Here is a 25,721-nt window from a genome sequence, read left to right on the forward strand (position 1 = left end):
TGTTCATGACATAGCATCATTTACATATAGGTTACGGTAGAGCCGCAATATTCACATTTGGTTGCAGAATTTGGAGAGACACTATTTTTTGCGCCGCAGCTGGAACAGGTAATCATTTTCGGAAGCTGTGGTGGAATAGAACTGACGGATGTTGCCACTTCGGCTTCAGCTACAGCATATCGAATCGGCTGTTCGGGTACCATTTCCACTCTCTCAACAGTCTCAATATTCAACGGCATATCACGAGGCAATGGTTCCTGTTCAAAATATTCGGGATACTTCATTCGAAAGCGTTCCTGCGACTTTTTTTCCAATGCGGATGCCGCCCACCATAGCAGTACCCCAGGCGTAAAGAAAAGGAGGGCAAAGAGAATTGCTAATATGAGCTTGTCTTTTTGAGTCGTCCAGTTCACGATCATACTAAAGCATACGACTGCGTATAAAAGGATTAAACATCCCCCAATAAACCGCATGAATGAATAGAGAACCATGCTTGGCGGATTAAGCCCTAGCTGCCGAAAATATTCGCGCTCCTTTGCTTTTTTCTTAATCTTACCCCCAAATCTGAACAGGATAAGACCAGGAATAAGAAATACAAAGAAACATACTCCAATAAAATCCACTCTGAACATAGACCTTTCCAACATGATTCCAATCATTCCAATTCCAAAGGCAAACAAGAATAGGCCGCCAAAAAAGCTTAAAATAGAGCCGAACCGTGCCCTCATCTCTCAACTCCCCCAATCTCTATCTATCAATCTCTATCTATCAATCTTTATCTACCAACCTTTAAGTGTCAATCCTTATGTATTCATCTTTACATACCAATCTTTATTCCAATTCTTATGTGCCAATGGGCCCGTATTATTATCGCCAGGAAGGCGACCAATTCATTACCAGAGTTAATCCCAATCCCGATGGATCCACGGCTAAAATCATGCACGATAAGAATGGCCTAGGATAATGAAATAAAAAAGGAAATTTTCGTGCGCTATAATACATATAACGCGAAGTGGAATATAATGCCATGAAAGGATGCGTGACAATTGAGAAAAACATCTTTGCTTCTTTTGACTGCATAAGCGCTTCCTTTATATTTAGTAATGTTGCTCCTGCTGCAGCCGCTAATCTCTCTAGTACAAACTCAACAACATTCTCACCATTGGTTAGGCAATCAAGTAATGTCGATGTAGAAAGCTCACAAATTGCTAGACTGAGTCGAGATGAATTTTATGCTCGTTACGCTGAACTTACTGAAAAAAGTATTAATCAAGTGAGAGCGGAGTTTTCCAAATCTGAGCAAAACACTCCTAAATTATTCGCAGGTGACCCGTACGAGACATTTGATGCAGAATATTCATCAAATGTTGATATTGGTGCAGGGGTTAAGGTTAAAGTTGGAGTACTTGTTCAAGTAGAGCAGTTTAGGTTTGGGAATTCCTATGGTCATCGTTTTAAAAAGGTATATGACGATACAGGGTATATAGCTCCTTATTCTGGAAGTTTTACTGTTGTTGAAAACTTTGCCAAAGGATCAATACAAGCGTCAGGTAGTCTTCAATTATCTTATAGTGGATATGCAGAAGCAAAGGTTGACACAACTACAAGTAAGTCAATGGAACTTGGTTTATCCCTTTATGAAAGGGTACAGGTAGGTTGGTCATCTAGTGAAACAAAAAGTGGTTCAGATTACTATAGAAAGCACTTCAACGGATCTAATACAGTAGCTAAGCCGTAATTAAGTGAGCCCAGAGCCCAGGAATTATTTCTGGGCTTTTTATTTTCCCTTTCAAAGTCATCCGGTTAAAATAAAAATCCCCGTGGTGTGCAGACAACAGAGATATTATATCTTTCAGCGTGTGAATCTTATTATAAATAACAATCAGAGAAGAAACCAACCTTAATAGGGGAAAATGAGTGTTCAACATTCAACACCATGCAAAAATAGACCTGCGCCAACCCTCAACGGCACAGGTCTTTCTAACAATCGTCGTTCAAATGATTCGAGCCAGGAAGCCGCTATGCGGCCCTCTATTCATTGCGATAGTTCCTCTCTTGCATCATTGGTCTGCAGCTTCATTCGATACTCCAGCGGTGTCATCTGATTCTGCTTCTTAAAGAAGCGAATGAAGGCAAGCGCAGAATTATATCCAAGTGCAGATGCGATCTCATTGACCTTCTTCGAGCCATTGAGCAGCCATTCCTTGGCCTGTAAGTTGCGATAATCGTTAATGTAATCTGAGATGCCAATACCGGTCATCTGCTTATATAATCGGGATAAATACGAGGGATTCAATCCCACCTCGTTCGCTATGGCGATCAGCGATATATCCCGCGTAAGATTATTTGCAATATACCGGTGTACTCTCTTGATCAGTTCTCCTGGAACCTGTTCGTCTCGCCCTTCTTGCCGCTCGAACAAATATTCAGCCAGTTCCCAGAAATGCTTCTTCATCTCAAGCCAAGAGAGCGTTTCCCGCTTCTGGTACAAGAAACCGAGGTCGAATTTCGCGCCGGCCTCCTGCTTCAACTTGTGACTATTCCCTAAGTAGGACAAGAACAAGGCCGACAAGGAATGGTACAATGCCATCTTGCGCGCATAGCTATTCTCGTCTTCACTGTTCCAATCCTTCGTAATATGCAGGAACAATTCATAAAATTCTTTCCGATGATTGTTCTCCATACATTTCTGCAGCAGTTGAATACGATTATGCTGGAAGTAGTCCTGTGTATCGGTTCCATCGTCGCACTCTTGCATACGTAAAATATCGGAATCCGTAAGAATGACCTCATTCGGAAGTTGATAACCAGATACGAAGCAATACTTCAGCATTTGGAAGCGTTCCGCCACATTCGGCCAATCCGCCCATGTGCTGCTTAGCGCAAAAGATACCGTTACTTGCAGAAGACGCTGGCAGGTTTGCTGAATCATACCTATGACTCCGCCCAAGCGTGCCTGTGACGACCTCCATACTTCCGATTCCGTAAGCGATTTTTCATAAGAATCGTACTCGGGATAGGGGTGTATATGATGCCCATTTTGCGTCATGCGCGGTTGAAGCAGCCATACTAGCTTGGAATGCTCGAACGTACAGGAGAAGCATTCCATATAGGGAGTGACATACTCCTCGACAATATTCTGAACACCGTATAACAGAAGTGATTTATCAAGTGAACTGAAGGAGTTTTTCCACGAATCCACCTTGCCAACAAGAAGGATTACAGGCTGATCCGCACGCAGAGGAATATCATATTCTTGAAAATTCCGTTCCAGCCCGCCTATCATCTCCTGCTTTCCCTCAAGAAGCTCCCATACGTACTCCTTCTGCAGCAGCGGCAGTGCCTGCCGCATTCGATAATGCGCTTGTTCCAGCCTGCGCATCTGCTCGCTTTCCTTGGCAAGCTGAGCAATAGCCCGTTCCACGGCGGCAATAATTTTATCATCGCTCTCAATTTTCAAAATATAATCGAACCCTCCAAGAACCATAGCACTCTGTACATATTGGAAGTCATTATATCCCGTTAAGAAGATCACTTTACAGTTCGGCCAATGGGACTTAATATTCTGCAACAATTCGATCCCTTCTAAGCCTGGCATCTTGATATCAGAGATTACAATATCGATCGGAAAGGCAGATCCGTGCATCATTTCGAGTGCTTCTTCACCGGAATACGCTTTCAAGATTTCGAGTTCTAGGTGCTCCATGCCCTGGAACAATTCCAGCAATCCATCTACAATAATGGGTAGATCGTCCACGATAAGCATTCGTCGCATGTCGCTCTCCTCCTTTATTCAAGCCCAAGATGTATACGTACCTTCAGTCCTCCAAGTTCAGAACGCGACAATTCCAATCCATATGCCTCTCCATAACGGAGCTGAATACGCCTGTGCACATTTATTAAGCCAGTTGTCTCATCAATATGATTAGCACAATAGACAAGGCGGCTGCAAAGCTCACTCAGCTTCCCATCGTCCAAGCTATCGCCATTGTCTTCTACACTGATGATAACGCCACCATCAACCTGTTCGCTGTGCACCCATAGTTCTCCTTCTCCGCGCATGTTGCCGAAGGCATACTTATATGCATTTTCGATAATCGGCTGCAGTACAAGACGTGGTACTCGAATAGGCAAACTCTCAATGTCAAGGTATACATGAATGCGATCCCCATAGCAAATAGATTGCATGTCTACATAGGTCGAGGAATGCTTCACTTCCATCTCTAGCGGAATTTCATCATCATCGTTCCGGGTAATGAAATGAAAATACTCGCCGATATACAAGCAGAATTGGTATGCCTTCTCTTTGTCTTCCGACTTAATTAGCCGGCACAGCACGAAAAAGCAATTGTATAGGAAATGCGGATTAATTTGCGATTGAAGCCGTTTCAACTCTGAGCGCTGTGTACGAATTTGCTGCTCATAATTTTGCTCAATAAGCGTTTTAAGCGACTGCACGGTATCATTAAAAGCTTGGTATAAATAGCCGAACTCGTCATGACCGCGATCAATTGGGACAGGAGCCAGATTCAGTTGCTTCACTCTTCTGAAGGCTTGAATCAGCTTCATTAGCGGACGATACATCAGCTTCATTAAAGAATAGGAGAAAAATAACGCCGCCGCTACGGCCAACCCGCATGCCCACCAGAACCACTGCCGATACTTCTGGATCGGCCCCAGAACGGTTGATTCCGGTATGCAAGTTACAGAGTATGAGCTCCATACAGGAGAATATTTGTACACCGTCAAATATCGCTCGCCATCATACTGCACAATATCATAGCCTTCATATTGTTCTTTCTTCCACTTCTCCTGAATAAACGCTTTCATTGACTCTTGCAGCGTCGACTGCTCATTGCTTCGAATATCCCATCCATACTCCACATTCAGCAGCATCGTTTCTCCATTCAAGGAGCCTGCGATCTGATCGAGCGATTCCTTAATCTTGCTCGTAGACAGCTCCACACCTACCATATAGACAGGGTCTTTGAATGTATTTGTAGGATATTGCAGCGTTATGAACAAGCGATTGTTCCAGTATATGAACGGCTTGCTGTAAAAAGGACTGCCATGCTGCATCGCAGCAAATTCCTCTCGATTCAGGAATGTATTGAATTGCTGGCTTAACAGCGTACGATCAATTTTCGGTACATATGCCCTTGCTTCACGAATGAAGGAACTTGTATTTTTCATCAGTTCAAGACGCTTTTGAATCATCGTTATGTTGTTAGCCCGTTCATAATCGGTTAAGTCGGTTCCCAGCGCAGCCAATTCTAACAAATCATTGTCTGTTACATAGTTGGGCAAATACCGATTGATTCGTTCCACTTCCTTATCGAGTGAATCTAAATAGAAGCTGGTCGTATTCAAGGTGGAACGCGATATTTCCCGCTGAATGCTATTAGCTCCCCGCTCATTGATGAATAACGTAATCATCATGAGGGGGAGCAGCACGATTAGAAATACAGCCATGATCTTCATGAAGATGGAAGAGTCTTTTAAGCGGAATAATAGTCTCATCGTATGTTCTCCCTACATTTGGAGGATTCGGCTACTATCTATTCTTTGACACTCCCCATCACAATTCCTTTAATGAAGAATCGCTGTAAAAATGGATATATAATTAAGATTGGGAATGCTGCAACAAAGATTTGCGCAGCCTTACTCGTGCGGTCCGACAGCTTCTGCATAAGTTCAATTTCCTCTGGCTTCAGGTAACGCAAATCCATCTTAATGATGATGGACTGCAAGAACGTTTGCAGCGGATATTTCTCGGGATGGCTCATTAGCAGCATGCCGTCGAACCAGCTATTCCAATGCCAGACAACCGTAAAGAGTCCTGTCGTTGCCAGTGCCGGAATAGATAAGGGCGCATATATTTTCCACAAGGTTGTGAAATGTCCCGCTCCGTCAATCTTCGAAGATTCCTCCAATTCCTTCGGCAAGTTGCGATAGAAGTTAAGCAGCAAAATAATATTGAATACTTGAACTGCATTCGGCAGTATCAAGGCCCAAATCGTGTCCACAATCCCGACCGCTTTCACAGTCATGTACCATGGAATCAAGCCGCCATTGAATAGAATCGTGAATACGAATATCCATACATATACGGTTCGCATACGGAACTGCGATGTCTCTTTCGATAACGGGTATGCGGTCATGATCGTCAAAAACATGCTGAAGGCTGTACCCAGTACGGAGCGCTCAATTGTAACCCAGAAGGCGCGCAAGTATTCTGGCTTGCCGAATACGTTCTGATACGCTGCAGTCGTGAATTCCACCGGCCAGAGCATGACCTTGCCTGCAGAAGCCGCTGACCCTGAACTGAAGGACACGGCTAATATATGAACAAGCGGCAGCAGACATAATACCGAAATGAAAGTTAGAAATACATAGTTGCAGCCTAAGAAGATTCGTCGGCCTAACGACTTTTTCATAACAATTCGTCCTCCTTGACTAGAATATGCGGTAATTGGCAAAGCGATAGGCCATCACATACGATACAGATATTAAGATGAAGGATACGGCTGACTTCAGCAGTCCAACGGCTGTAGCGAAGCCATATTGCGACTCTACGACACCCATTCGATATACGAATGTATCAATAATATCTCCGCTCTCGTATACTTGCGGGTTGTACAGGTTGAAGATCTGATCGAATCCGGCATTCAGCACGTTCCCGATGCTGAGCGTAAGCATCAGCAAGATAATCGGCAGCATGCCCGGCAAGGTTACATTCAGAGTTTGCTTCCAGCGTCCGGCCCCGTCAATTTCCGCAGCTTCATACAGCACTGGATTAATGCCTGTAAGCGCCGCCAAATAAATGATTGTGCCGAAGCCGAATTCCTTCCATACGTCCGTAGCGACCATGACATATGGGAACCAACTGTTGTCTCCGAGGAAGAAGATAGGCTTCACCCCGAATAAGCCGAGAAAATGATTCACAATTCCTGTTGAAGGAGAGAGCACATCAATAACGATGCCGCTGAGCAGAACCCAAGATAAAAAGTGCGGCAAGTAAACCAACGTTTGGAATGTACGCTTTACCCACTCTTTTCGCAATTCGTTCAATAGAATCGCAATCGTAATCGGCACGACCAATCCGGCAAGAATCTTCATGACCGCGATGTAAACCGTATTGAAGAAGATACGGCCGATATCCGGGTAATCCAGCAGGAACTTAAAGTTCTTCCAGCCCACGAACGGAGATCCCAGCAGTCCCTTCGTCGGGATATACTTCTGGAACGCCATTAGGATGCCTACCATCGGAATATAGCTGAATACAATAATGAAAATCAGTGCGGGAACGAGCATTACATGCAGCGGCCATTCGCGCTTCCACATCCGAGACAATCGATTCATTTCTGCTCCACCTACTTGTAGTAAATTTAAAAAGAAGGGCATGCCCTATATATGAATAAAGAACTACTTTCATTGTAGATATAGATCTAACACCATTCCATATACTGGTCTTTACTTCTATATACAACTGTTGAGCTTCGAATCTCTTTCCTTTGCGGATTAACGAAAAAAAGGAGACCGGAACAAGTCCCGATCCCCTGATCATCATTTATTCGCTGCGTACCACTCGTTTACTTCCTTCGTCATATCATCTCCGCCAAGCTTCTTCCAATCTTCCACAAATTTGTCGAATTCGTCGATAGGTGCTTGGTTCATAATGATCTTCATAAAGACTTCGTCACGCTTGCGCAGCAAGAGCTCTTGCCTTTCGACCATCGTAGGCGTTGGAGCGCCGTAGAATTTGTTCCGATGGAACAAGTTATGCTCTTTTAAATATGGCACGTTAGATACTGCTCCATTTGGACCGGAAATCAGCATTTCCCACCACATCGAAATATCTTCGCCTTTCACATATTTCATTGCGCGGGCATAGCGCGTTTTTTGATCTTTTGTCTTCAGCAGACTCTCATCCTTCGTCTCAATTGCTTTAGGCAATACAGAGCCGTTGTCGTTCGCTTGATTGAAGGCCATAACCGGGCTGAGCTGCCAATAGTTATTGCCGCTCTCTTTCATGCTCTTGCCGTATTCATATACCTTCTGCTCTTCCGTTGGATGGTTATCAACTGCGATCCATTGGTTCAACAGCTTAATCATTGCCTCCGGATGCTTCGCTTTCTTCGAGACAACGTTATATTTTTCTGTACCCAGCTCAATTTGCGTGGACGCTTCTGTACCGTCAATGGAAGGAAGACGATATACTTTCCAGTCCTGAACAATCTTGCCGTCCTTGATCGCACCTTGAGCCAAATGAGCCGGAGTCCATTCTGCACCATAGAGTACGCCAATTTGGTTATTGAAGATCATTTCAGAAGCCTTCATCATATCCTTAACTGCAAATTCTGGATCGATCAGACCCTTCTTGAACATATCCTGCAGTGAGCGAAGTGCTTCCTTCATTTCCGGCTGGATATCACTGTACATTAAACCGCCTTTGCCGTCATCAATCCATTGCTTCAAGTAGGCATGGTATCCATTCAGGAAGCCGATGAGACCAAGAGCGCCATCATCAAATTTCTTATTTAATGCAAGGCCATAGGATTTGCCGGTACCGCCGGGATCCTTTTCTGCAAACGTTTCCATAATTTTAATCAGGTCTTGCATCGTTTTCGGCTCAGGCAGGTTCAGCTTCTTCAGCCAGTCCGCACGCACCCATACGAATTGCGGAACAAAAGCACTTCCCGACTCTGGAATCCCCATCAGCTTGCCATCGAATGTTCCGGACTTCATCTGAAGACCGCCATCGCGCATCAAAAATTCTTTTGTTTCATCTGTTGCGTATTTATCATACACTTCAGTCAAATCTTGAATCATATCTGCCTCTATGAGTTGCTGCAGTTGGGCTGGTGTAGCTGGGAAGAAGTCAGGCAGATCGTCAGTCGCAATCGCCATCTTGAGCTTCTCTTGGAACTGCGGGCCGCTTACGACTCCGTCAACAACCCATTTATTCGTAATTTTAACGCCAACATCTTTCTCATATGCATCGTATACAGCATTCTTATCGTACGTTTCCCCTGCGTCAAACTTCAAATAGGGATCCTTTGCACGAACAGTGGATGCTTCAATAACTGTATGTTCTGGTGATTCCGCTGATTTCTCTGCTGTTGTGTTCTCTGCTGGCTTATCTGATGTAGGTTGTGGTGTTTCTGCGGGCTTGCTTGTGCAAGCCGTTGCGACGAGACTCAAGATGAGCGTAAGTACCAATAACATATTCCGCACTCTTTTCACGTCTGACCCTCCTAATATGTGTAATAAAGACCCATTTCTAATTGTAGATATCGTTCAAAAGGCATTCTATATACTGGTCTTTACTTCTATATACACCTGTTGTGGTGAATCCCCATGGTCACGTGCTGTTAGTGCTGTGCTTACATTTCCTGCGCAGGGCTCTCCAGTCTGATTTCCAATAAGGGCAGTTGTCGGCCCGGGAATACTGTAGACGCGATTTCGCCAATTCTTCTTGCCCCCATCCGCATATAAAAAAGCTCCGCATTCGGATCGCTATGTACAAGCAGCGTCTGTATCCCAAGCTTCTGTGCCGCAGCGATCATGTGGTGCCACAGTGCTTGTCCATACCCTTGGCCTATTGCATTCGGATGAATGAACAAGTCGGTTACCAAGCCCTTGTCCTGTTGAAGCGCATTCTGTTCCAAGCCAATGAATCCTTGAATATGCCCCGCTTCCTCAATGACGAAAAAATGAGCGGAAGCAAGCTGCTCCTCTGTAATCGTCAAATCTTCTCGACAAGCTTCCATGAACGCTTCGCTATAGCCCCAATATGCCTTTGATTCATAGGCTAGCTCGCTTAGTTGATGTACTTCCTGCACCACGGCTGGACGTATATTCATGATCAATCCTCCCCCTTAGATGGTAAACGCTGCTAATTCCATAATTCACTTATTGTACCTGACAGGATCAATAGGCGGAAGCACGAATCTCCTAGTAACGGTTATTTACTTCTTGACTCTCTGCGACCGTTGCCGCCTAATCAAAATCCCCAGACGGCTGAAGCGCTGGGGACAGGTATACGCATTATTTCTTGTTCACGAGTTGTTCGACAAAGGCGAGCTGCTCATCCACATGTTTTGTTTTGTTGAAGGTTGAAGGTACCACATAATCAGGGATAAGTGCTGCTCCTTTGGAAGAATCCGGTCTCTCGAGTTGTTTACTTGACAAGTACATTGAATATTTACTGTTTGGCAGATCGAATTTTACGGAAGCAACGTATGCATTCGCATTTCCTCCAGGCATTTCTCCAATCACTTGTCCAATCTTATTGTCTTGCAAAATCGCCGTCATCAATGATGCTCCGCCATTTGTATATTTAGAAGTAAGTACATATAGTTTCCCTTCAAATACTAGCTCATTATGAGCATTATTGTTCTTTGTTGTTGAACGTATTCTTTCTGCCATTCCTTCTTTTTCCCCTCTACTGACCGCCTCTTTCGAGTTACGCGTTTCTGCAAAGGATTGATAGTGCCGCACATTCATATATTGGAGCAGTTTCTCGACGATAGCACTCACATTCTCACCACCGAAATTATAACGGAGGTCTAGCACGACATTGTCAATTTGATTGTGCTTAGCCGAAGAGAAGAACTTTTTTAATTCAGCGTCATACACATCATCTGACTTCAACACATTCATTTTAAATAGAGCTATGTTTTTGTCCTTATCTATGTGTTGGGAATAATTTGAGGGATATCCCACTGATATAGGCTTCACCTGTAACTTAACCGTCTGCTGCAGCTTTTCCCCATCTCTCACAATGGTATATACAACATAATCTTTATTTTCAATTAAACCTAACTTCTCCAAATACACTTCTTCAGCCAATATGCTTGACATCTCCAGCTTAGCGAGCAAAAACATCTTATTATCACTAGAGATATATTTGCTAAGGTCTTGAGCCAACTCTTCGATTGTCCTGTTGCCAATAGCAATAATCTCATCTCCAGCCTTCAAATCTCCCTCATTACTATAGTATATATACACCCCATTCTCATACCATTTATATAAAATGGGAATCTTTCGCTTTCGAAAGCTTGAACTGACTGCAAGACCTGAATTTGCATCATGCAGATGAGCAATAACGGATTGCCCCCAGAAGTAAATATCTCTGCGATATATCTGATCTTTCTTTTCTTTAATTTCCTTCAATACTTGTTCGTACTGGGCCTTCAGTTCCTCAGATACTCCATTCACGGCGGCAGGATGGGTGTCCGCAATTTTGTTATACAAAAATTCGATATCTTTTATCGCTGTTTGCTGTTCCTTCGTTAGAACCGCAGATTCGTGAAGTTGCTTCTTACTAATCGCTTTTTCAGTAACTCTATCATTCCACGTTAGTGCCGTAACAATGACAATCCCGATAATGAAAATAAATAACAGAAACCCTACTAATCGAATTTTCATTTGATATCGTTCCCCTTGCATTCGTCTATTAACGAGTTATTCATTATATGCAGTTGCTTGTCCGCACCCACTCTTTATCTGGTTATATAAGGAAAACACAATAACAACAATATAGCATACAAGCGGATTTTTTATTTGTATTATTTGGGATTTATCTGAAATACAAGCCATCGTAACGACAAAAATAGCCCAAGCATACGCTTGAGCCGTGAACTTGATACAGCCATACTGTCATTTCTAATTATTCAATTTCGCATTTTTTATTTCACGTATGCCCTCGAATCCCTCGACAAGAACCGCTCTACACAACTCCAACCTCTTCTGCAGATTCCTTATTATAATGTGGAGACCTGCTAGAAACCTCTTTCGAATCGAACCCGTTGGACAAAATTCTCGTAAGCAAGGCTTTCTATTACGCAAGGTTAAAACGGCTGCATGCCCGCTGTATCCAGCTTCTCGCCATCAATATTCGCTCCCATGCGTGTCGTCAAGTCACGGTAATGCGCTACACGGCGGCGTACCGGGTCGGCCGTTTCCGGCAAATTCGCTTCTTGACCGCCGTTGATCACCATAATGGTCGCACCAAAGCCCGGAACGAGACCCTTCGCCAGCTGTTCTGCCGTAGGCGTCCACTGCCCCGTCATAATGTCATGATTGGAAGGCTTCGGATCCTGTGGTGTCATCCAGAAGAGCAGTGCTGTGATAAAGCCCAGCTTCCCGTCAGCCGTAATTTTGTCCGGATCGTTCAATAGAACACTAGGATCACGGTATACGATGCTACTAATTAATCCATAGTTATAGTTCCAACTGAGCTGAATCGGGCCGCGTCCATGATAGGATTTGCCCGGAACCGGCTTCCAGAACAGATTGTTCTCATCTACATAGCCGATCTTATCCGTATTCACGAAGCCCAGCTCTTCATTGAAAAACAGTGCCCAGCGCAGCTCGCCGCCCGGTGCCGTAGCCCATCCTCCGCCTGTCTCATGAGCAATATTCGCTAAGAACCCGGCAAGCTCACGCTTGCGATTATTGTCGCTTCCTTCATTCAGGAAACTGCCGAAATCAACGATCCGCGTCAGCTTCGGTAAGCTGGCATGGCTTGTATCATTGAAATCAGGAGCTTGAAAGAGCAGCGTTTCCGTCTTGGCCTGCTTGTCCAAGCGATAAATTTGCTTCACATTCGGATAGCCCTCGCGCATGACTTCCTTGTATTTGATATTGGCAATCTCGCGTACAGCGGATAGGAGATTATCATAGGAATAATAGTCGGTTTGATTTGGCTTATAGTAGTGGTTTCCTTTTGCTTTGGCATCCCATTCCGGCGTACCGTAGCGCAGCGGGAACGTGGACTCATACTCCGCCTTAGGAAGTGCTGCTTGAACTGAAGCTGCAGCCGCATCCGGCAGAAAGGACGGAATTATGCCATTCCACAACTGATTGATCTGGGCATCGGTCAGCACTCGACTTTCTCCTACACCAATATCAATGGCTGGGCCGCCCTTCGTTGCTGCGCTTATCGCAGAACTGTCTGTATAGTTGCCCGATGTATCCACGACGCGTATGACGTATTGATAGCCTGTATCCGCTTCCAATTCATAGTCTGAAAATATTTTAGCGATTGTGCTGCCAACTTTAACGCCATTGCGGAGAACATCATAATGGGAAATGCCTGCATTGTCAGTTGAAGCTGTCCAAGTAATTGTAATAAAGGTGGAGGATTGCTCAGTTGATTCGAGATTCGTTGGAGCAGTTGGAGGTGTAGTATCTTCGGTGTTGTCTTTGAATAATTTCCATGGCGTATCCCATTCATTCGTCGCTTTCGCATCAGGTCTGTTATTGTAGGACCACCACTTTGCTTCATAAATCTTGCCCTGATAAGATACAATATCTCTGGCAGAGTAGGCCTTGTTGGTCTGCCATGCTTGTGCCTGAGAGGAATTCGTGTTGTTTGCCGCATGAACTGTAGACAAGGTACCCATTGGCACAGACGCAACAATGGCTGCACCAAGAACAACGCTTAAACTTTTAAGCAAAAGCTTGTGCGAGAACGGAAAGTTGCGATTCATTATACGCCTCCTATTCAGTTACTGGTAACGATTCTAGTATAGGAAATTGCATCTCCCGCGCTCAATAGGTACAGCGAACCAATCCTATGTCGAATCTTGATACTATTGCACGCCTATAGCGCTATCCCCCTAACGAATACTCGATCTGCCATGCTGGAAATGATACGATAAAAGCAATGAAGAACTCTTCATGGAGGAACTAACCATATGGATGAGATTAATATTCAGGAGATCATAGATGCAACGCAGCACACCTTCGGATTAGAGGATTACCAATTACATACTCACGAGTTTTATCGGGAAGTCAATCTATTCTATGAGACGGTTTACAGCCTCAGCATGGAATGGTATCCGCCGCTACAGATGAGGGAGTCCGTAGAAGAAGGATTGAATCCCGAGGGTACGGCCGTCATTCAATACGACCTTGCTTCCCGGCAGTATACGAGCGTCATCTTCGTACAAGGGAAATCCTATGCGAACAGCCCGACTTACCCGAACATCGGCTTGGACGAGGTCATTAAGTGGATCGAACGGGATACCGGACTTGTGTACGACAAGCAGTTCCGGCTCACTCAGGAACAGAATAACCAATATCGATTTCACGAGTGCGTGAACGGGGTTCCGGTATCCCCCTCCGGGCAAATCGAGATTCACTTTGATGAAGACGGAAGGCTCGTGCAGTATTCGAGGTACGGACTATACGCCTCCAAGTCAACCATTCAGAAAGAGGCTTTCACATTATCCCTCGAACAAGTCGATCCCCTAGCCAAACAGCAACTGAAGCTGCTCGAATATCCAGTGTATGAAGAACAGCGGCTTATTCCGCTCTACGGGATCGAAGAGATCTATATGACGAACGACGGAGCCACTATCATTCCGTTTGAATTCATTATCCATCCGGGTTCGAAGCTGAATATGGATAAGGTTATCGAGTGGGAACAAACAAGCACGCATCATTATGAAAAAGCGGACATCGAGTGGCAGGAGACGGTCACTCTTGAACAAGCGATTGCGCGTGAACCGCATCCCGATTCTTTTCCAATTACGGAAGATGAACAAGAGAAATCGATCGCGGCGGTTATTGCAGGAATGAGCCAATTATACCCGAACGACTCCGGCCAATGGGTGCTTAAGACGCTGCATCGCCACAGGGGATATATTCAAGCGGTATTGCGGGTTAAGAAACCGAATAAGTGCGTGTTCCAGCGCAAGCTGGTTCTGTTCATTGATGCGCAGCGTTATGTAGTTGTAAATGCAGTGGACAATCTGCCTTTTCTCCACATGTTCGACGAGTTCCAGGGGGCTGGTAAGGTCATCATCAGTCGAGATGAGGTCTATGAAATGCTGAAGGAAAAGAGCCTCATCGAATTAACGCCGGTATATGTGTATCATCCTGAACAGAAGAAATATATATTATGCGGAAAATTAGACTGTGCTTACGCTGTGAATGCTGCAAATGGTGAGATTATGGAGTTAAACAGCATATAATCAGCGAACACTCCGCCCGAATCGTGCCGTATCCTTTTGATTGAAACCGTTAAATTTTCCCAGTATAATGAAATTGATTTCAAAATATTGGATATATGTGAAGGCTTTCAAGCTGTACCTTTGAATGAAAATTTTTCAATGAATAACGGGGGTGTTGGAATGGCGCGATTCGCAGAGCCTTTTAAAATCAAAATGGTGGAGCCGTTGAGCATGATCTCACGGGAAGAACGGGAAAAGGCGCTTGAACGGGCGGGTTATAATCCATTTCTGCTGCGCGGGGATGAAGTGTACATCGATCTGTTGACCGACAGCGGTACAAGCGCGATGAGCGACAACCAATGGGCGGGCCTGATGCTGGGCGACGAGTCGTACGCGGGCAGCCGCAACTATTATCATCTGTGCGATGCAGTGCAACAGATTACAGGCTATCAGCATGTCATTCCCATGCATCAGGGGCGGGGCGCCGAGAAGGTGCTGTTTCCTCTGCTTATTCAAAAAGGGCAGTATGTCCTGAGCAATTGGCATTTCGATACAACGCGTGCGCATGTCGATCTGGCCGGGGGGATTGCAGTTGATCTTGTTACCGAACAAGCCTATGATACGACAACGCCTTACCCGTTCAAAGGAAACTTCGATGTGGATAAGCTGCGCCATACGCTCGTCGAAAAAGGAACAGAAAATATTGCATTTATTCTTATTACCGTGACGAACAACAGTGCCGGCGGCCAGCCCGTATCCATGGAAAATATCCGTGAGGTATCCGCCATTGCAAAGCAGAACGGGATTCGCGTTTTTTTGATGCCGCGCGCTATGCCGAAAATGCATACTTTATCAAGAAGCGCGAGCAAGGCTATGAAGATAAAGATATTATTGATATCGTCCGTGAAATGTTCTCTTATGGCGAAGGGTTCACGATGAGCGCTAAGAAGGATGGGCTTGTCAATATCGGCGGCTTGCTGGCCTTTAAAGAGGATGAGACGTTATTTACGCAAGCGCGTTCGATGGCGGTGCCGATGGAGGGCTTTCCGACCTACGGCGGCTTGACAGGCCGTGATATGGAAGCTCTTGCCCGCGGGCTGCGCGAAGGCATAGACGAGCAGTATCTTGCTTATCGCATCGGCCAAATCGAATATCTCGGCAGTCGTCTTGAGGAAGGCGGAATCCCGTACCAGACGCCAACGGGTGGCCATGCCGTCTTCGTAGATGCGAAGAAGATGCTGCCGCATATTCCTGCGGCGCAATTCCCGGCCCAGGTGCTGGCGAATGAGCTATACCTTGAAGCAGGAATACGGGGGGTCGAGATCGGTTCTTTTCTGCTGGGACGTGACGCTGCGACCGGTGAGCAGTTGGAGAGCAAGCTTGAATTGCTGCGCTTGACGATTCCGCGCCGTGTCTATACGAATAACCATATGGATGTCATTGCGGATGCCTTGATTGCAATCAAGGATCGGGCAAGAACACTGACAGGGCTAGAATTTACATACGAACCGCCGATATTGCGGCATTTCACTGCGCGCCTTCGACCAGTCAAGATCGGTGCTCCGTCCCGCTGACATATGTTGTCCATCCTGAACCGCGACGGTGACATCGAAATGCCACCATCTGTTAAACGGGTCGCCGTCTGCCTTACGTCAGTACGCTGATGCAGGATGAGGAGCGCGAGCCCTCTCGTCCGGAGGGTTCAGCAGCTATTCTACATGGATATCGGTAATGAAGTAGGGGATGTCCCAAAAGTCTAAAAAGACTTGGGACACCCCCTTGTTTTCAAATATGAAAAAGCTCATTTTATTGATTCAGGTTACTGCGTTTGCGTGAATACATAAAGTATACGATTGTGCCGAAGCCAATCCATATCGCAAAGGAGATCCATGTCATGTACGGCAAGCTGACTGCAAGGTAAAGGCAAAGCATCGCACTAATGACTGGAAGCACGGGCACAAACGGAACGCGGAATGAAGCCTGTAATTCAGGAAACTTCTTGCGCAAGACGATGATTGCGACGGAGATTAACGTAAACGCAGCCAATGTCCCCATATTCACTAAATGTGCGAGCGTGGTTAGATCAATAAAGCCTGCAATGCCTGCGGCAACAAATCCGGTTAACCATGTGTTGCCGATTGGAGTTTTGGTCTTGGCATTCACTTGCGAGAACATTTTCGGCAACAAGCCGTCACGGCTCATGGCGTACGATAAGCGGACTTGTGCATAAATCATGGCGAGGATTACGGTCGTAATGCCAAATACCGCCCCGATTGATATAATCCCCGCTATCGAGTTCTGCCCTACGGATTCCAATGCTAATGCAACCGGCGCACCGACATTAAGCTTGGTAAATGGAATCATCCCGGTCAACACCCCGGATACCGTAATATATAAAATCGTACAAATGAGCAGAGATGCGATGATCCCGATTGGCAACGCTCTTTTGGGTTTTTCACTTCTTCCGATGCCGTAGCAATGATATCGAACCCAATATAGGCGAAAAACACGGTAGCCGCCCCCGTCATCACACCACTAAATCCAAAAGGCATGAACGGCGTCCAGTTATCAGGCTTTACATACCATATCCCGACAAAGATAAACAGCAAAATAATAGCTAATTTCACGAACACCATGACCGTGTTGAACTTAATGCTTTCCTTAACGCCTTTACTGACAAGCGCCGTGATCGCCAAAATGATGAGAACCGCCGGCAAATCAATAAGGCCTCCTTTTCCCATACTCGGAGCAGAGGATATAATGTCTGGAATCGGCAGGTTAAAGCCCGCAAGCAGAGATTGAAAGTATGCAGACCATCCCGTAGCGACTGCGGAAACCGCAATTACATATTCGAGCATGAGATCCCAACCAATAAGGAAAGCTAGCAATTCTCCCAATGTTGCATACGTAAATGTATATACGCTTCCCGAGACTGGCACTGCCGAGGAGAACTCCGCATAGCAAAATGCTGCAAGCGCGCAAGCAATACCTGCGATAACAAATGACAGCATGATCGCCGGTCCCGAAGATTCTGCCGCTACGACGCCCGTAACGACGAAAATCCCCGTCCCAATCACGCAGCCTACGCCAAGAAAAATCAAATCGATCAAAGACATCGCCCGTGCCAACTCTTTTTTCTCGCTCTGCGCAAGCATGAGGCTCAATGACTTCTTTCGGAAAAGCTTATTCAATATTATTCCCCCTATGCTTTGGTACGCAAAAGCAAACGCAATCAGCCCGCAATTGATAACATTTACATCCCATACCAATTTCTATGCTATCTTTGTTTAGGTTAAGAACGATTTTAACACGTCTATCGAACACCAAGGTATAGGTAATTTTTGCTAACTTAGCCAATAAATCTTCCTTGAAAAACAACGATTCGATTTTGTACTGCAGGAGAGGAAACCAAGCCTTCATGTATTCCCTAGCAGAACAAACTTGTTAATCAATATCCAATATTATCAATTTTTATGCATTCATTACCTTTGATACCTATTACATTGTGATATAATTTCATTTAGTTCTTAAGACCTATATAGTATTTTGGAATGGGCGGGGATTTTGTGGAGCCCCCTACACAATGTCTCGCAACAACAAAATATGCCGTAGGCTGAGTGGGTGAATATTTGAAGGAAGAACAGAAGGAAACCCCCTTACATCACACGGCATGTTTCTGGTAACCACAAATATTTTAAGGGTTCGAGTGCTGAGACTCGAACCCTTTTGTTTAGTAACGATATTCAATTGTACGAAGAACATTACCTGAAGCTGTATCCAATATTATCGTGGACATAGCCACTCACAAGCTCTGACCAATGAAATATTTTCCCATCCGTGCTCATGGAGTCGAAGCCTTCAAATTTCACAATCGCAGAACTATTATATTGAGTCATGCTCACCCAGCTTCCGGACGTCGTCACAAGGGAAGCGTCCAAAAATTTTGCGTTATATGCATACGAGCCATTGTTCTTGTATTGATCGGGGTGATGAGCAGTCGTTACCATATTGAATTGCCGATTGAATCTTGCTCCCTTGGTTTCGGCTCCGTCTTTAAATCCCTGCTCGATCGGGATGACGGCCTGGGCCAACAAGCTGTTCGAGGCATTATAGATATCAACCTGCACGCCCGCTCCTGCATTAGCGCCATACAGTGTCACGAAATTGACGTCCAAGCGGATCGTTTGGCCAGGCTGATAGCTTAGCACAGTCGGACTATGACCGTATGTAGTGCTAGCGCAAGGACTGCCGATCGGGCAAGAATTCGAGCCATATGAGCTTGACCAAGTATTGAAGGCTGTGCCAGATCGTGCTACGCCGCCTTGGGAAGCTCCCCCGAAGTATTGAAATCTCCATCCTCCGTTCGCATATTGCAATCCGAAATCCAAGTTATAATAAGTGCCATTCGGTGCGACCGTATCGAATGTCCAAAATACCGACGGGTAGGTATCTGGTGCAACATACATGGAATCTGGCATCTTAAACCACGTTTGTGCGGCTTTATAGCCGGCACTGTTCGTAATTCTCTCCACCATCGCACCTGATGCGAATGCCGTAAACGGAACAGCGGCGAACACCAAAAACGCGAGAAATACCGTGAACATTTTCTTTTTCATACCCAATCCCTCCATTACATGAATGTTTTTCATGAAAACAAAATGGAGTTTATCAAGCTCTCTTATGTTAGTTTTATCCATTTCTAATGAAATCATAGATCAAACCTAAAACTTTGTAAATTACTTATTTTCAATAAAATTGTAAATTATTGGTGTTCACTCTTCTTTTAACAAACCGTATATCTCTAAATCTACTATTCCTTTTCCCGACCAGAGCGATGCTTGCCGCAGCGTCCCTTCCTTGATGAACCCATTTTTAAGCAGCACCCGCTTCGAACGTTCATTTGCAGGCATGACCTCGGCTTGAATTCGGTTTACACCCACTTCTACGAGCAAGAATTTCACAACGATGCGCGTCGCTTCCGCAGCAATGCCTTGTCCCCACTCCGATTCCGCTAAAAAGTACCCGATCGTCACCATATTCACCTTCTGATTGAAATCGAACGCTTCCATGATGCCTACCAATCGTTCGCTGTCCTCATTGGGGAAAATCCCCCATTTGATTCGCGACCTCTTCTTGAAGTCTCTCTCAAAGTGCCCGATCATGCTTTTGACGGTCGCTCGGTTATGCTTCGGGATAATGCCGCAATATGCAAAGACGGTATCATTGCTGTAAATCTCATAGACCCCATCCAGATGATTCTCTTCAATCTTCTTCAAGATAAGCATATCTGACTTCAGCATCGGAAATTGCCCAAACACTGTGTCCAGGTTCATCGTATCACCGCTCCATATTCTCAGCTTAAGCGTATTAGCCGCATGATCGCAACATCGCTGCTTTGACCGCCCTGTTCCAATCTTTTCAGCCTTTTAGATTGTTACCCCATGCAGATGTGGATTGCTTGTCAGCAACCGCCGCACCCTCTCTAGGGTATCAGCCCCCATTGGAACGCCCCCATTGCGATACAGCAGCATCCATCTTAGGCAAGCCAGCGCTTGAAATACCTCAAGTTCTTCTCGTTGAATTTCATTCATTGCTACATAAGTATCACGGAACACTTCTGCAAAATGCTCTGGAATATAGAACTGCTGCAGCGTGAGCGACCATGCGAAATCATATCTCGGATCCCCTAGCTGCACATTGGTCCAGTCAATGACCGTTAATCGACCCTGCTGCTCTACGATATTTCCAAGATGAAAATCACCGTGGATGATCCTTTTATGCGTAGGCGAGGCCAGCTCTACCAATTGCTCTAGTAGAGGATACAGGTCTGGGTACTCATGCATACCTGGGAAAAAATAATCGCGAAAATTGTATCGTGGAAGCCGTGTATGCCTATCTATTTCTTCTGGAGAAATGCGATGTATGTGGTCTAATAAATTCGCAATCTCCCTCATGGTATGAGCGTTGCCATCTCGCAGCGGATCGCCGTCAAAGGTAGTCAAGAGCACACTGTGGCCACTTGCGTTGATCCCCCATCCAATCGGCTTCGATACGGAGATACCTCGTTCATGAAGCATGTTCATCACCTGATACTGCAATCGTATATCCGGTTTGGAATCTCTGCTCCATATTTTCAACACATAGCGGTCTGCATCGGTTGCAACTTTAACAGCCTCTGCTTCCATGCCTTGCATCAAGGGAGTTATCGCAATCGTACCCGCCTGTTGCAAAATGCGTTCAAGAAGCTCATGCTTGTCCTGCCACGCTATTGCTGTAATATCGTGCTCGTATAGCTTGTTTTTCATCATACCGCTCCTTCCGCATATGCCGCCTCTTCCCTTTTTCGAATCGGGATATGCAAATCTACTCTACACTTGCCTTCCTCATCCTGCTTAGGATCGTTCAAGCAAAATTCAAGACAAGGCCGGTCATCGGCCTCATAACCGCTGCTTGGCAGCCAGAGTCGGAACATCGTTTCGTAAGCGAGAACGAAATTAGCAACGGTATCGTAGTACGGATAGACTGCATACATGCCTCCAGGCAGGGCCCCATATAAGATGTCTTTATGTTCCTGCTTGGCGAATCCCAGTGGCAGCGTCACGCATGCATCATAACGGCAGGCGTACTCCTCGACTTCATTTCCATCGTCTAACGATACACCAATGGACGAGAATTCGCTTGCGACAAGCCCCTGTTCTTGTACCCAACTGCCTAGCTTGTCCCATGCACCGCGAGTATCCACATAACTCCCGACATGCCGTACATACGCCACTTCAACGTCTGGGAGCTCCTTGATCGCAATCATGTTATCCCACGCTTTCCGCAGTAATGGATGTCTGCGCTTTCTATTGTAGTCAAAGGTAGTAGATAACTCTTCACGCTTCTTGCTATGTTCTGCCGATAAATTGCGATTTTCCCGGATTGGTTGCTGAAGCGTATCTCGCAGTTGGCTCCTAACCGCGCTCGGCGCGCTTCCATAGTACTTTTTGAAGACAGCATTGAAGGTGGATATCGACTCGAAGCCGCACAGGTTAGATATGTCCAGTACCGTGTGATCTGTTTCAGCCAATAAGTGTGCCGCCTTACGCAAGCGCTCCTGATTCACAAATGCCATAGGCGTTATGCCGACATGTGCCGCAAAGATTCTCGCAAAATGATATTTGGAAAAGCTCGCAACCCCAGCAAGCTGATCGAGACTGAGCTTCTGGTGGCTGTTTTCTTGGATGTAGGAAATGACGTTCTCGATTCTAGTTTGATAGTCATTGTGCATGGGAATGGGTTCCTTTATCTAAAAAGTAGTTTTGCTTACTAATAGGACATCTATTTTCAGTAGATTTTTTACCGGTAAATCATATAGAAGGCTAACTTGATTGTCCCCTGAGAATGAAGAAGAATTTTATCTTAGATTGAATTATAACGCCTAATTTCTATGACTCCAACGACTCCTCTTACATGTCGCAACTTTTTCAAAATTCGACAAAAAAGTATCTTAATTCAACCGGATGTCAATTCGCTATTTTCCTCATCTTCGCCTATACTAAAAACAACAAGAAATGTAAATTTTCTGTCAATTCAGGAAGGATTTCGGATTGTTGTGCTGAATTACTATATAAGGAGGACACGACATGACAAATAATCTTCATGTAGCTCCGATGGAACTCCGCCACAGGTTACAAGATGAATTGAACATAAGGGGGTGGAAACAGAAGGAGTTAGCAGAGGCATCCGGCATAGACAGCTCAACCATCAGTTATATTTTCAACAACAAGCAGTCTCTTATGCTGCCTCAGCTCCATGCCATCAATCAAGCATTTGGTTTACCGGCACATGCCTACTATGAAGAATTCATAGGAGAATGCTGCAACGAACTGGGCCGATTGCGGCCAGATAAGACAAGCGATTTTATCCTCCATTGTATTGAAGTTGAAAAGTATGACCTAGTCAAACAACTGGTACAACTCCTCTATGAAGAAACCAATCGTTCCAAACTGATCGACGTCGCCTTCAAAATCGCCGAACGCATTTTCCAGTCACCCAAACGCAACTACTCACTCCCTTTCTACGACATCATCGTCCGCAATGGATACAGCCGCAGCGAGTAAATAGCCATCTCCTACTACAGAAGATTTCTCATTTTGAGAGACTTGGATCCGAGCGGAGCAGGCAACGAAGCCTTATGCCAACTGATTGAATACTTGCCTATTCTGCCTGATTCCCTGAGGCTCGATGCCTATTATCGCATTCTTACTTACTACAATGTCATGGAAAATTGGGCAAAGCTGCTCCAGTATGCCAAGGAACTGCGTGCGATTGCGTTTGAGGAAGGACAAGATGATTACATTGCCGAGAGCTGGTTGTACGAGTCTGTCGCATTAATGGGAATGAAAAACTTTGAAGGCGCACTGCAAGTCACTCAGCAATATGCCGTTTATGGTGATCATTACGCGTGGCTCTCCAAGCTGAATGAGCGTTATATATACATTGAAATGAAGCAAACCGAGCCAATTGAAGAGCTCATGAGCCTCTTAAAGGATCACCAGTTTCTGATTGTTTTGCCTGTTGCACTAGAAAGCTATGTCAGTAACAGCCTGTTCCAAGACGCAGCCCGATTCCTCGAGAAATACAACAATCACGTCGACGATTTATTATCCAGAAAAGACCCTTTCCACGTGAAGCACAAATTACGCCTTTCACAAGTGCTGGCACAATACTATTTCAAAACATCGCAGCACGAATTCGGGTTTGACTACAATGCCCTAACATTGGAATTAGCCCTTAGACTCAAAAATATGTCGTATGTCGGGATGGCTGTACTCACCTTTCAAGAGCATGAGAAGGATGCATCAATGGAGCAGAGGGATCGATTTACCAACATCCTATTAAATGAGGTGGATTCAAATGAAAAAAGTATTAATCACGATGTCTATGGCTCTTTTCTTGTTCGGTTCTACCGTTCCGTCTTTGGCAACGAGTTCGGATAATGCCGACTCAGGTTGGCAGATCAGCAACATTGGCACGGGGTGGTCCAAAACAAGCAATGATGCGGAAGCCGACTATCTGTTGAGCAATATCGGAACAGGCTGGTCACCGAAGAGCAATATTGGCACAGGGTGGCAAGTGAGCAACATCGGTACGGGATGGAGCCCATCAAGCAGCGATGTAGAAGTATAGTAAAGGTGTATAGATTCAAGGCAATACAGGAAAGCGACTCTTGAGTTCAAGGGTCGCTTTTTTTCATCCTTCTCTTAATAGAGTTCTCTATTTCTATAAAAATCTAATTAGAATCTAAACATTAAGAGGATCTTTTATTTTATTAGGATGCTCATATTTAACTATTTGTGTTGGCTCTACAGTACCGTAAACCCTAGACCCACAATTATTTGCAACCCTCATATTAATACAAGCCAGTATTCCATCAAGATAGGTAGAGGGAGTACTTTCAAGAGGCAAATCGCCAAAATTGAACACTTTTTTCACAAGTACACCTCCACTATAGGAATTTTAAGTATGAATTGCTTTTTTAGATTTTTTAAATGCATGACTTGTTCTACTCTGCCATCCTTACAACCCCAGAAACTCTATCGCAAACATCGTCCAAAATTCACTTGCGAATTTTAGACGATGTTTGCGGATTATGGGATTCTGAAAACGATACCATACTTGCTACAATGGAGACACAACGCAATGAACATTGCTTAAGGGGGAATAAACAAATGAAAAGGCTTTCTTTGATGCTAGCGGCTTGCATGCTGTTTGTCGGAGTGCTTAGCGGTTGTGGAGGTAGCGAATCGGATTCGGGTTCATCCAATAAATTGGTCATTTACAGTCCGAACAGCGAAGAAATCATCAAGACGATCATTCCCATGTTCGAAAAGAAAACAGGCATTACCGTTGAGCTTGTAACGGCTGGCACAGGCGAAATCGTTAAGCGCTTACAGTCTGAAAAGAAAAATCCGTACGCAGACGTTATGTTCGGCGGCTCCATGGCGGGCTACCGCGAGCATGCCGACCTGTATGAGCCTTACGTATCTCCAGAAGATGCGAACCTGATTGAAGGCCATCGCAATAAGACAGGCTTCGCAACTCCGTTTGTTTCTGACGGCAGCGTGCTGCTCGTGAACAAGAACTTGATCGGCGATATCAAAATTGAGGGCTATGAAGATTTGCTCAATCCGAAGCTGAAGGGCAAAATCGCATCCGCTGACCCGGCAAGCTCCAGCTCCGCCTTTGCTCAGCTTACGAACATGCTGAAAGCAATGGGCGGCGACTATGAAAATCAAAAGGGCTGGGATTATGTCGGCAAGCTGATTGAGAACCTCGACGGCAAAATTGCAAGCGGTTCCGGTGCAGTTCATAAGAGTGTCGCGGACGGCGAGTATATTGTTGGCTTAACCTACGAAGATCCTTCTAGCACGTATGTGAGAAACGGTGCACCAGTAGAAGTCGTGTATCCGAAGGAAGGCGCAGTATTCTTGGATGCGGCATCCGCCATTATTAAAGACGCACCGCATATGGAAAATGCGAAGAAATTCATCGACTTCATCCTGTCCAAGGAAGCACAAGACGCATTCGGCACACAATTGACGAACCGTCCGCTTCGCAAGGATACGCAGCTCGGCGATTACATGACGCCACTCGACAAGATCAACATGATCGACGAAGATACAGACTACGTAAGTGCGCATAAATCCGAAATCGTAGAGCGCTACATCTCTGTATTCACAAGCAAATAATCGGTTTTCAAAATCAAAATAT

At 45.2% G+C, this 25,721-nt stretch carries 20 protein-coding genes and 2 pseudogenes; 7 read left to right on the forward strand and 15 right to left on the reverse strand.

What is annotated here, in order from left to right:
• Window positions 1-20 precede the first annotated feature (20 nt).
• Window positions 21-728 (reverse strand): hypothetical protein, encoded by a 708-nt coding sequence (locus PAV_RS01350; protein WP_005542961.1) that lies wholly within the window; start codon window positions 726-728, stop codon window positions 21-23.
• A 311-nt stretch (window positions 729-1,039) separates the two neighbouring features.
• Between PAV_RS01350 and PAV_RS01355 the strand changes: the two genes are divergently transcribed.
• Window positions 1,040-1,738 carry a hypothetical protein gene (locus tag PAV_RS01355; protein ID WP_238555727.1) on the forward strand — a complete coding sequence of 233 codons (699 nt, stop codon included), beginning with the start codon at window positions 1,040-1,042 and terminating at the stop codon, window positions 1,736-1,738.
• A 297-nt stretch (window positions 1,739-2,035) separates the two neighbouring features.
• Here the strand turns inward: PAV_RS01355 and PAV_RS01360 are convergent, their stop codons facing one another.
• The 8 genes from PAV_RS01360 to PAV_RS01395 all read right to left on the reverse strand — a co-directional run bounded on the left by PAV_RS01360 (window position 2,036) and on the right by PAV_RS01395 (window position 13,499).
• The gene (locus PAV_RS01360) at window positions 2,036-3,775 is read right to left on the reverse strand and encodes a response regulator transcription factor (RefSeq protein WP_005542965.1); all 1,740 of its coding nucleotides are present in this window, start codon (window positions 3,773-3,775) and stop codon (window positions 2,036-2,038) included.
• A 14-nt stretch (window positions 3,776-3,789) separates the two neighbouring features.
• Entirely contained in the window at window positions 3,790-5,520 is a 1,731-nt protein-coding gene (locus tag PAV_RS01365; protein ID WP_005542967.1) for a sensor histidine kinase, read from the reverse strand.
• 38 nt (window positions 5,521-5,558) lie between these two features.
• The gene (locus PAV_RS01370; protein ID WP_005542969.1) at window positions 5,559-6,437 is read right to left on the reverse strand and encodes a carbohydrate ABC transporter permease; all 879 of its coding nucleotides are present in this window, start codon (window positions 6,435-6,437) and stop codon (window positions 5,559-5,561) included.
• Between the two features lie 19 nt (window positions 6,438-6,456).
• The gene (locus tag PAV_RS01375) at window positions 6,457-7,362 is read right to left on the reverse strand and encodes an ABC transporter permease (RefSeq protein ID WP_005542970.1); all 906 of its coding nucleotides are present in this window, start codon (window positions 7,360-7,362) and stop codon (window positions 6,457-6,459) included.
• 204 nt (window positions 7,363-7,566) lie between these two features.
• Window positions 7,567-9,246 carry an extracellular solute-binding protein gene (locus PAV_RS01380; RefSeq protein ID WP_005542972.1) on the reverse strand — a complete coding sequence of 560 codons (1,680 nt, stop codon included), beginning with the start codon at window positions 9,244-9,246 and terminating at the stop codon, window positions 7,567-7,569.
• Window positions 9,247-9,386: 140 nt separating this feature from the next.
• Window positions 9,387-9,866 (reverse strand): GNAT family N-acetyltransferase, encoded by a 480-nt coding sequence (locus PAV_RS01385; RefSeq protein WP_005542974.1) that lies wholly within the window; start codon window positions 9,864-9,866, stop codon window positions 9,387-9,389.
• 184 nt (window positions 9,867-10,050) lie between these two features.
• Window positions 10,051-11,433 (reverse strand): S41 family peptidase, encoded by a 1,383-nt coding sequence (locus PAV_RS01390; protein ID WP_005542975.1) that lies wholly within the window; start codon window positions 11,431-11,433, stop codon window positions 10,051-10,053.
• Between the two features lie 422 nt (window positions 11,434-11,855).
• Entirely contained in the window at window positions 11,856-13,499 is a 1,644-nt protein-coding gene (locus PAV_RS01395; protein ID WP_005542976.1) for a glycoside hydrolase family 19 protein, read from the reverse strand.
• Between the two features lie 207 nt (window positions 13,500-13,706).
• On the opposite strand from PAV_RS01395, the gene PAV_RS01400 reads away from it, so the two are divergent.
• Together PAV_RS01400 and PAV_RS01405 are read left to right on the forward strand one after the other, a co-directional pair.
• On the forward strand, window positions 13,707-14,987 hold the full coding sequence (locus PAV_RS01400) for a hypothetical protein (RefSeq protein ID WP_005542977.1): 1,281 nt from the start codon (window positions 13,707-13,709) through the stop codon (window positions 14,985-14,987).
• Between the two features lie 210 nt (window positions 14,988-15,197).
• Window positions 15,198-16,540, forward strand: a pseudogene (locus PAV_RS01405) (tryptophanase).
• Window positions 16,541-16,772: 232 nt separating this feature from the next.
• Here the strand turns inward: PAV_RS01405 and PAV_RS01410 are convergent.
• From PAV_RS01410 to PAV_RS01435, 5 genes and pseudogenes are all read right to left on the reverse strand, one after another.
• Window positions 16,773-18,157 (reverse strand): annotated as a pseudogene (locus PAV_RS01410) (amino acid permease).
• 570 nt (window positions 18,158-18,727) lie between these two features.
• Window positions 18,728-19,582: a hypothetical protein gene (locus PAV_RS01420; protein ID WP_040734846.1), complete on the reverse strand. Its 855-nt coding sequence runs from the start codon at window positions 19,580-19,582 to the stop codon at window positions 18,728-18,730.
• Window positions 19,583-19,738: 156 nt separating this feature from the next.
• Window positions 19,739-20,299 (reverse strand): GNAT family N-acetyltransferase, encoded by a 561-nt coding sequence (locus PAV_RS01425; protein WP_005542980.1) that lies wholly within the window; start codon window positions 20,297-20,299, stop codon window positions 19,739-19,741.
• A gap of 93 nt (window positions 20,300-20,392) precedes the next feature.
• Window positions 20,393-21,271 carry a phosphotransferase family protein gene (locus tag PAV_RS01430; protein WP_005542981.1) on the reverse strand — a complete coding sequence of 293 codons (879 nt, stop codon included), beginning with the start codon at window positions 21,269-21,271 and terminating at the stop codon, window positions 20,393-20,395.
• A complete protein-coding gene (locus PAV_RS01435) occupies window positions 21,271-22,236 on the reverse strand; it encodes an AraC family transcriptional regulator (RefSeq protein ID WP_005542982.1) in 966 nt (321 codons plus the stop codon). The genes PAV_RS01430 and PAV_RS01435 overlap by 1 nt, the downstream gene beginning before the upstream one ends.
• 355 nt (window positions 22,237-22,591) lie before the next feature.
• On the opposite strand from PAV_RS01435, the gene PAV_RS32055 reads away from it, so the two are divergent.
• From PAV_RS32055 to PAV_RS34375, 3 genes are read left to right on the forward strand one after another with little or no spacing between them, the layout of a single operon-like run.
• A complete protein-coding gene (locus PAV_RS32055) occupies window positions 22,592-23,068 on the forward strand; it encodes a helix-turn-helix domain-containing protein (RefSeq protein WP_005542983.1) in 477 nt (158 codons plus the stop codon).
• Window positions 23,069-23,101: 33 nt separating this feature from the next.
• Window positions 23,102-23,947: a hypothetical protein gene (locus tag PAV_RS32060; protein ID WP_005542984.1), complete on the forward strand. Its 846-nt coding sequence runs from the start codon at window positions 23,102-23,104 to the stop codon at window positions 23,945-23,947.
• Window positions 23,865-24,137 carry a hypothetical protein gene (locus PAV_RS34375; RefSeq protein ID WP_157266537.1) on the forward strand — a complete coding sequence of 91 codons (273 nt, stop codon included), beginning with the start codon at window positions 23,865-23,867 and terminating at the stop codon, window positions 24,135-24,137. The genes PAV_RS32060 and PAV_RS34375 overlap by 83 nt, the downstream gene beginning before the upstream one ends.
• A 114-nt stretch (window positions 24,138-24,251) precedes the next feature.
• Here the strand turns inward: PAV_RS34375 and PAV_RS01450 are convergent, their stop codons facing one another.
• A complete protein-coding gene (locus tag PAV_RS01450; protein ID WP_005542985.1) occupies window positions 24,252-24,443 on the reverse strand; it encodes a hypothetical protein in 192 nt (63 codons plus the stop codon).
• 236 nt (window positions 24,444-24,679) lie between these two features.
• Here PAV_RS01450 and PAV_RS01455 point away from each other — a divergent pair, with 236 nt between their 5' ends.
• Window positions 24,680-25,699, forward strand: coding sequence for an ABC transporter substrate-binding protein (locus PAV_RS01455; RefSeq protein WP_005542986.1), 1,020 nt, complete (start codon window positions 24,680-24,682; stop codon window positions 25,697-25,699).
• The last annotated feature ends 22 nt before the right edge of the window (window positions 25,700-25,721 follow it).

The sequence above is a fragment of the Paenibacillus alvei DSM 29 genome (assembly GCF_000293805.1).
In the GTDB taxonomy this organism is placed as follows: domain Bacteria; phylum Bacillota; class Bacilli; order Paenibacillales; family Paenibacillaceae; genus Paenibacillus_B; species Paenibacillus_B alvei.

Coding starts and splice junctions, on each gene's coding strand:
- PAV_RS01430 (WP_005542981.1), bottom strand. CDS start 21,271: ATGAAAAACAAGCTATACGAGCACGATATTACAGCAATAGCGTGGCAG.
- PAV_RS01365 (WP_005542967.1), bottom strand. CDS start 5,520: ATGAGACTATTATTCCGCTTAAAAGACTCTTCCATCTTCATGAAGATC.
- PAV_RS01360 (WP_005542965.1), bottom strand. CDS start 3,775: ATGCGACGAATGCTTATCGTGGACGATCTACCCATTATTGTAGATGGA.
- PAV_RS01375 (WP_005542970.1), bottom strand. CDS start 7,362: ATGAATCGATTGTCTCGGATGTGGAAGCGCGAATGGCCGCTGCATGTA.
- PAV_RS01350 (WP_005542961.1), bottom strand. CDS start 728: ATGAGGGCACGGTTCGGCTCTATTTTAAGCTTTTTTGGCGGCCTATTC.
- PAV_RS01455 (WP_005542986.1), top strand. CDS start 24,680: ATGAAAAGGCTTTCTTTGATGCTAGCGGCTTGCATGCTGTTTGTCGGA.
- PAV_RS01385 (WP_005542974.1), bottom strand. CDS start 9,866: ATGAATATACGTCCAGCCGTGGTGCAGGAAGTACATCAACTAAGCGAG.
- PAV_RS01420 (WP_040734846.1), bottom strand. CDS start 19,582: ATGAAAAAGAAAATGTTCACGGTATTTCTCGCGTTTTTGGTGTTCGCC.
- PAV_RS01370 (WP_005542969.1), bottom strand. CDS start 6,437: ATGAAAAAGTCGTTAGGCCGACGAATCTTCTTAGGCTGCAACTATGTA.
- PAV_RS01395 (WP_005542976.1), bottom strand. CDS start 13,499: ATGAATCGCAACTTTCCGTTCTCGCACAAGCTTTTGCTTAAAAGTTTA.
- PAV_RS01425 (WP_005542980.1), bottom strand. CDS start 20,299: ATGAACCTGGACACAGTGTTTGGGCAATTTCCGATGCTGAAGTCAGAT.
- PAV_RS32055 (WP_005542983.1), top strand. CDS start 22,592: ATGACAAATAATCTTCATGTAGCTCCGATGGAACTCCGCCACAGGTTA.
- PAV_RS01435 (WP_005542982.1), bottom strand. CDS start 22,236: ATGCACAATGACTATCAAACTAGAATCGAGAACGTCATTTCCTACATC.
- PAV_RS34375 (WP_157266537.1), top strand. CDS start 23,865: ATGAAAAAAGTATTAATCACGATGTCTATGGCTCTTTTCTTGTTCGGT.
- PAV_RS01400 (WP_005542977.1), top strand. CDS start 13,707: ATGGATGAGATTAATATTCAGGAGATCATAGATGCAACGCAGCACACC.
- PAV_RS01390 (WP_005542975.1), bottom strand. CDS start 11,433: ATGAAAATTCGATTAGTAGGGTTTCTGTTATTTATTTTCATTATCGGG.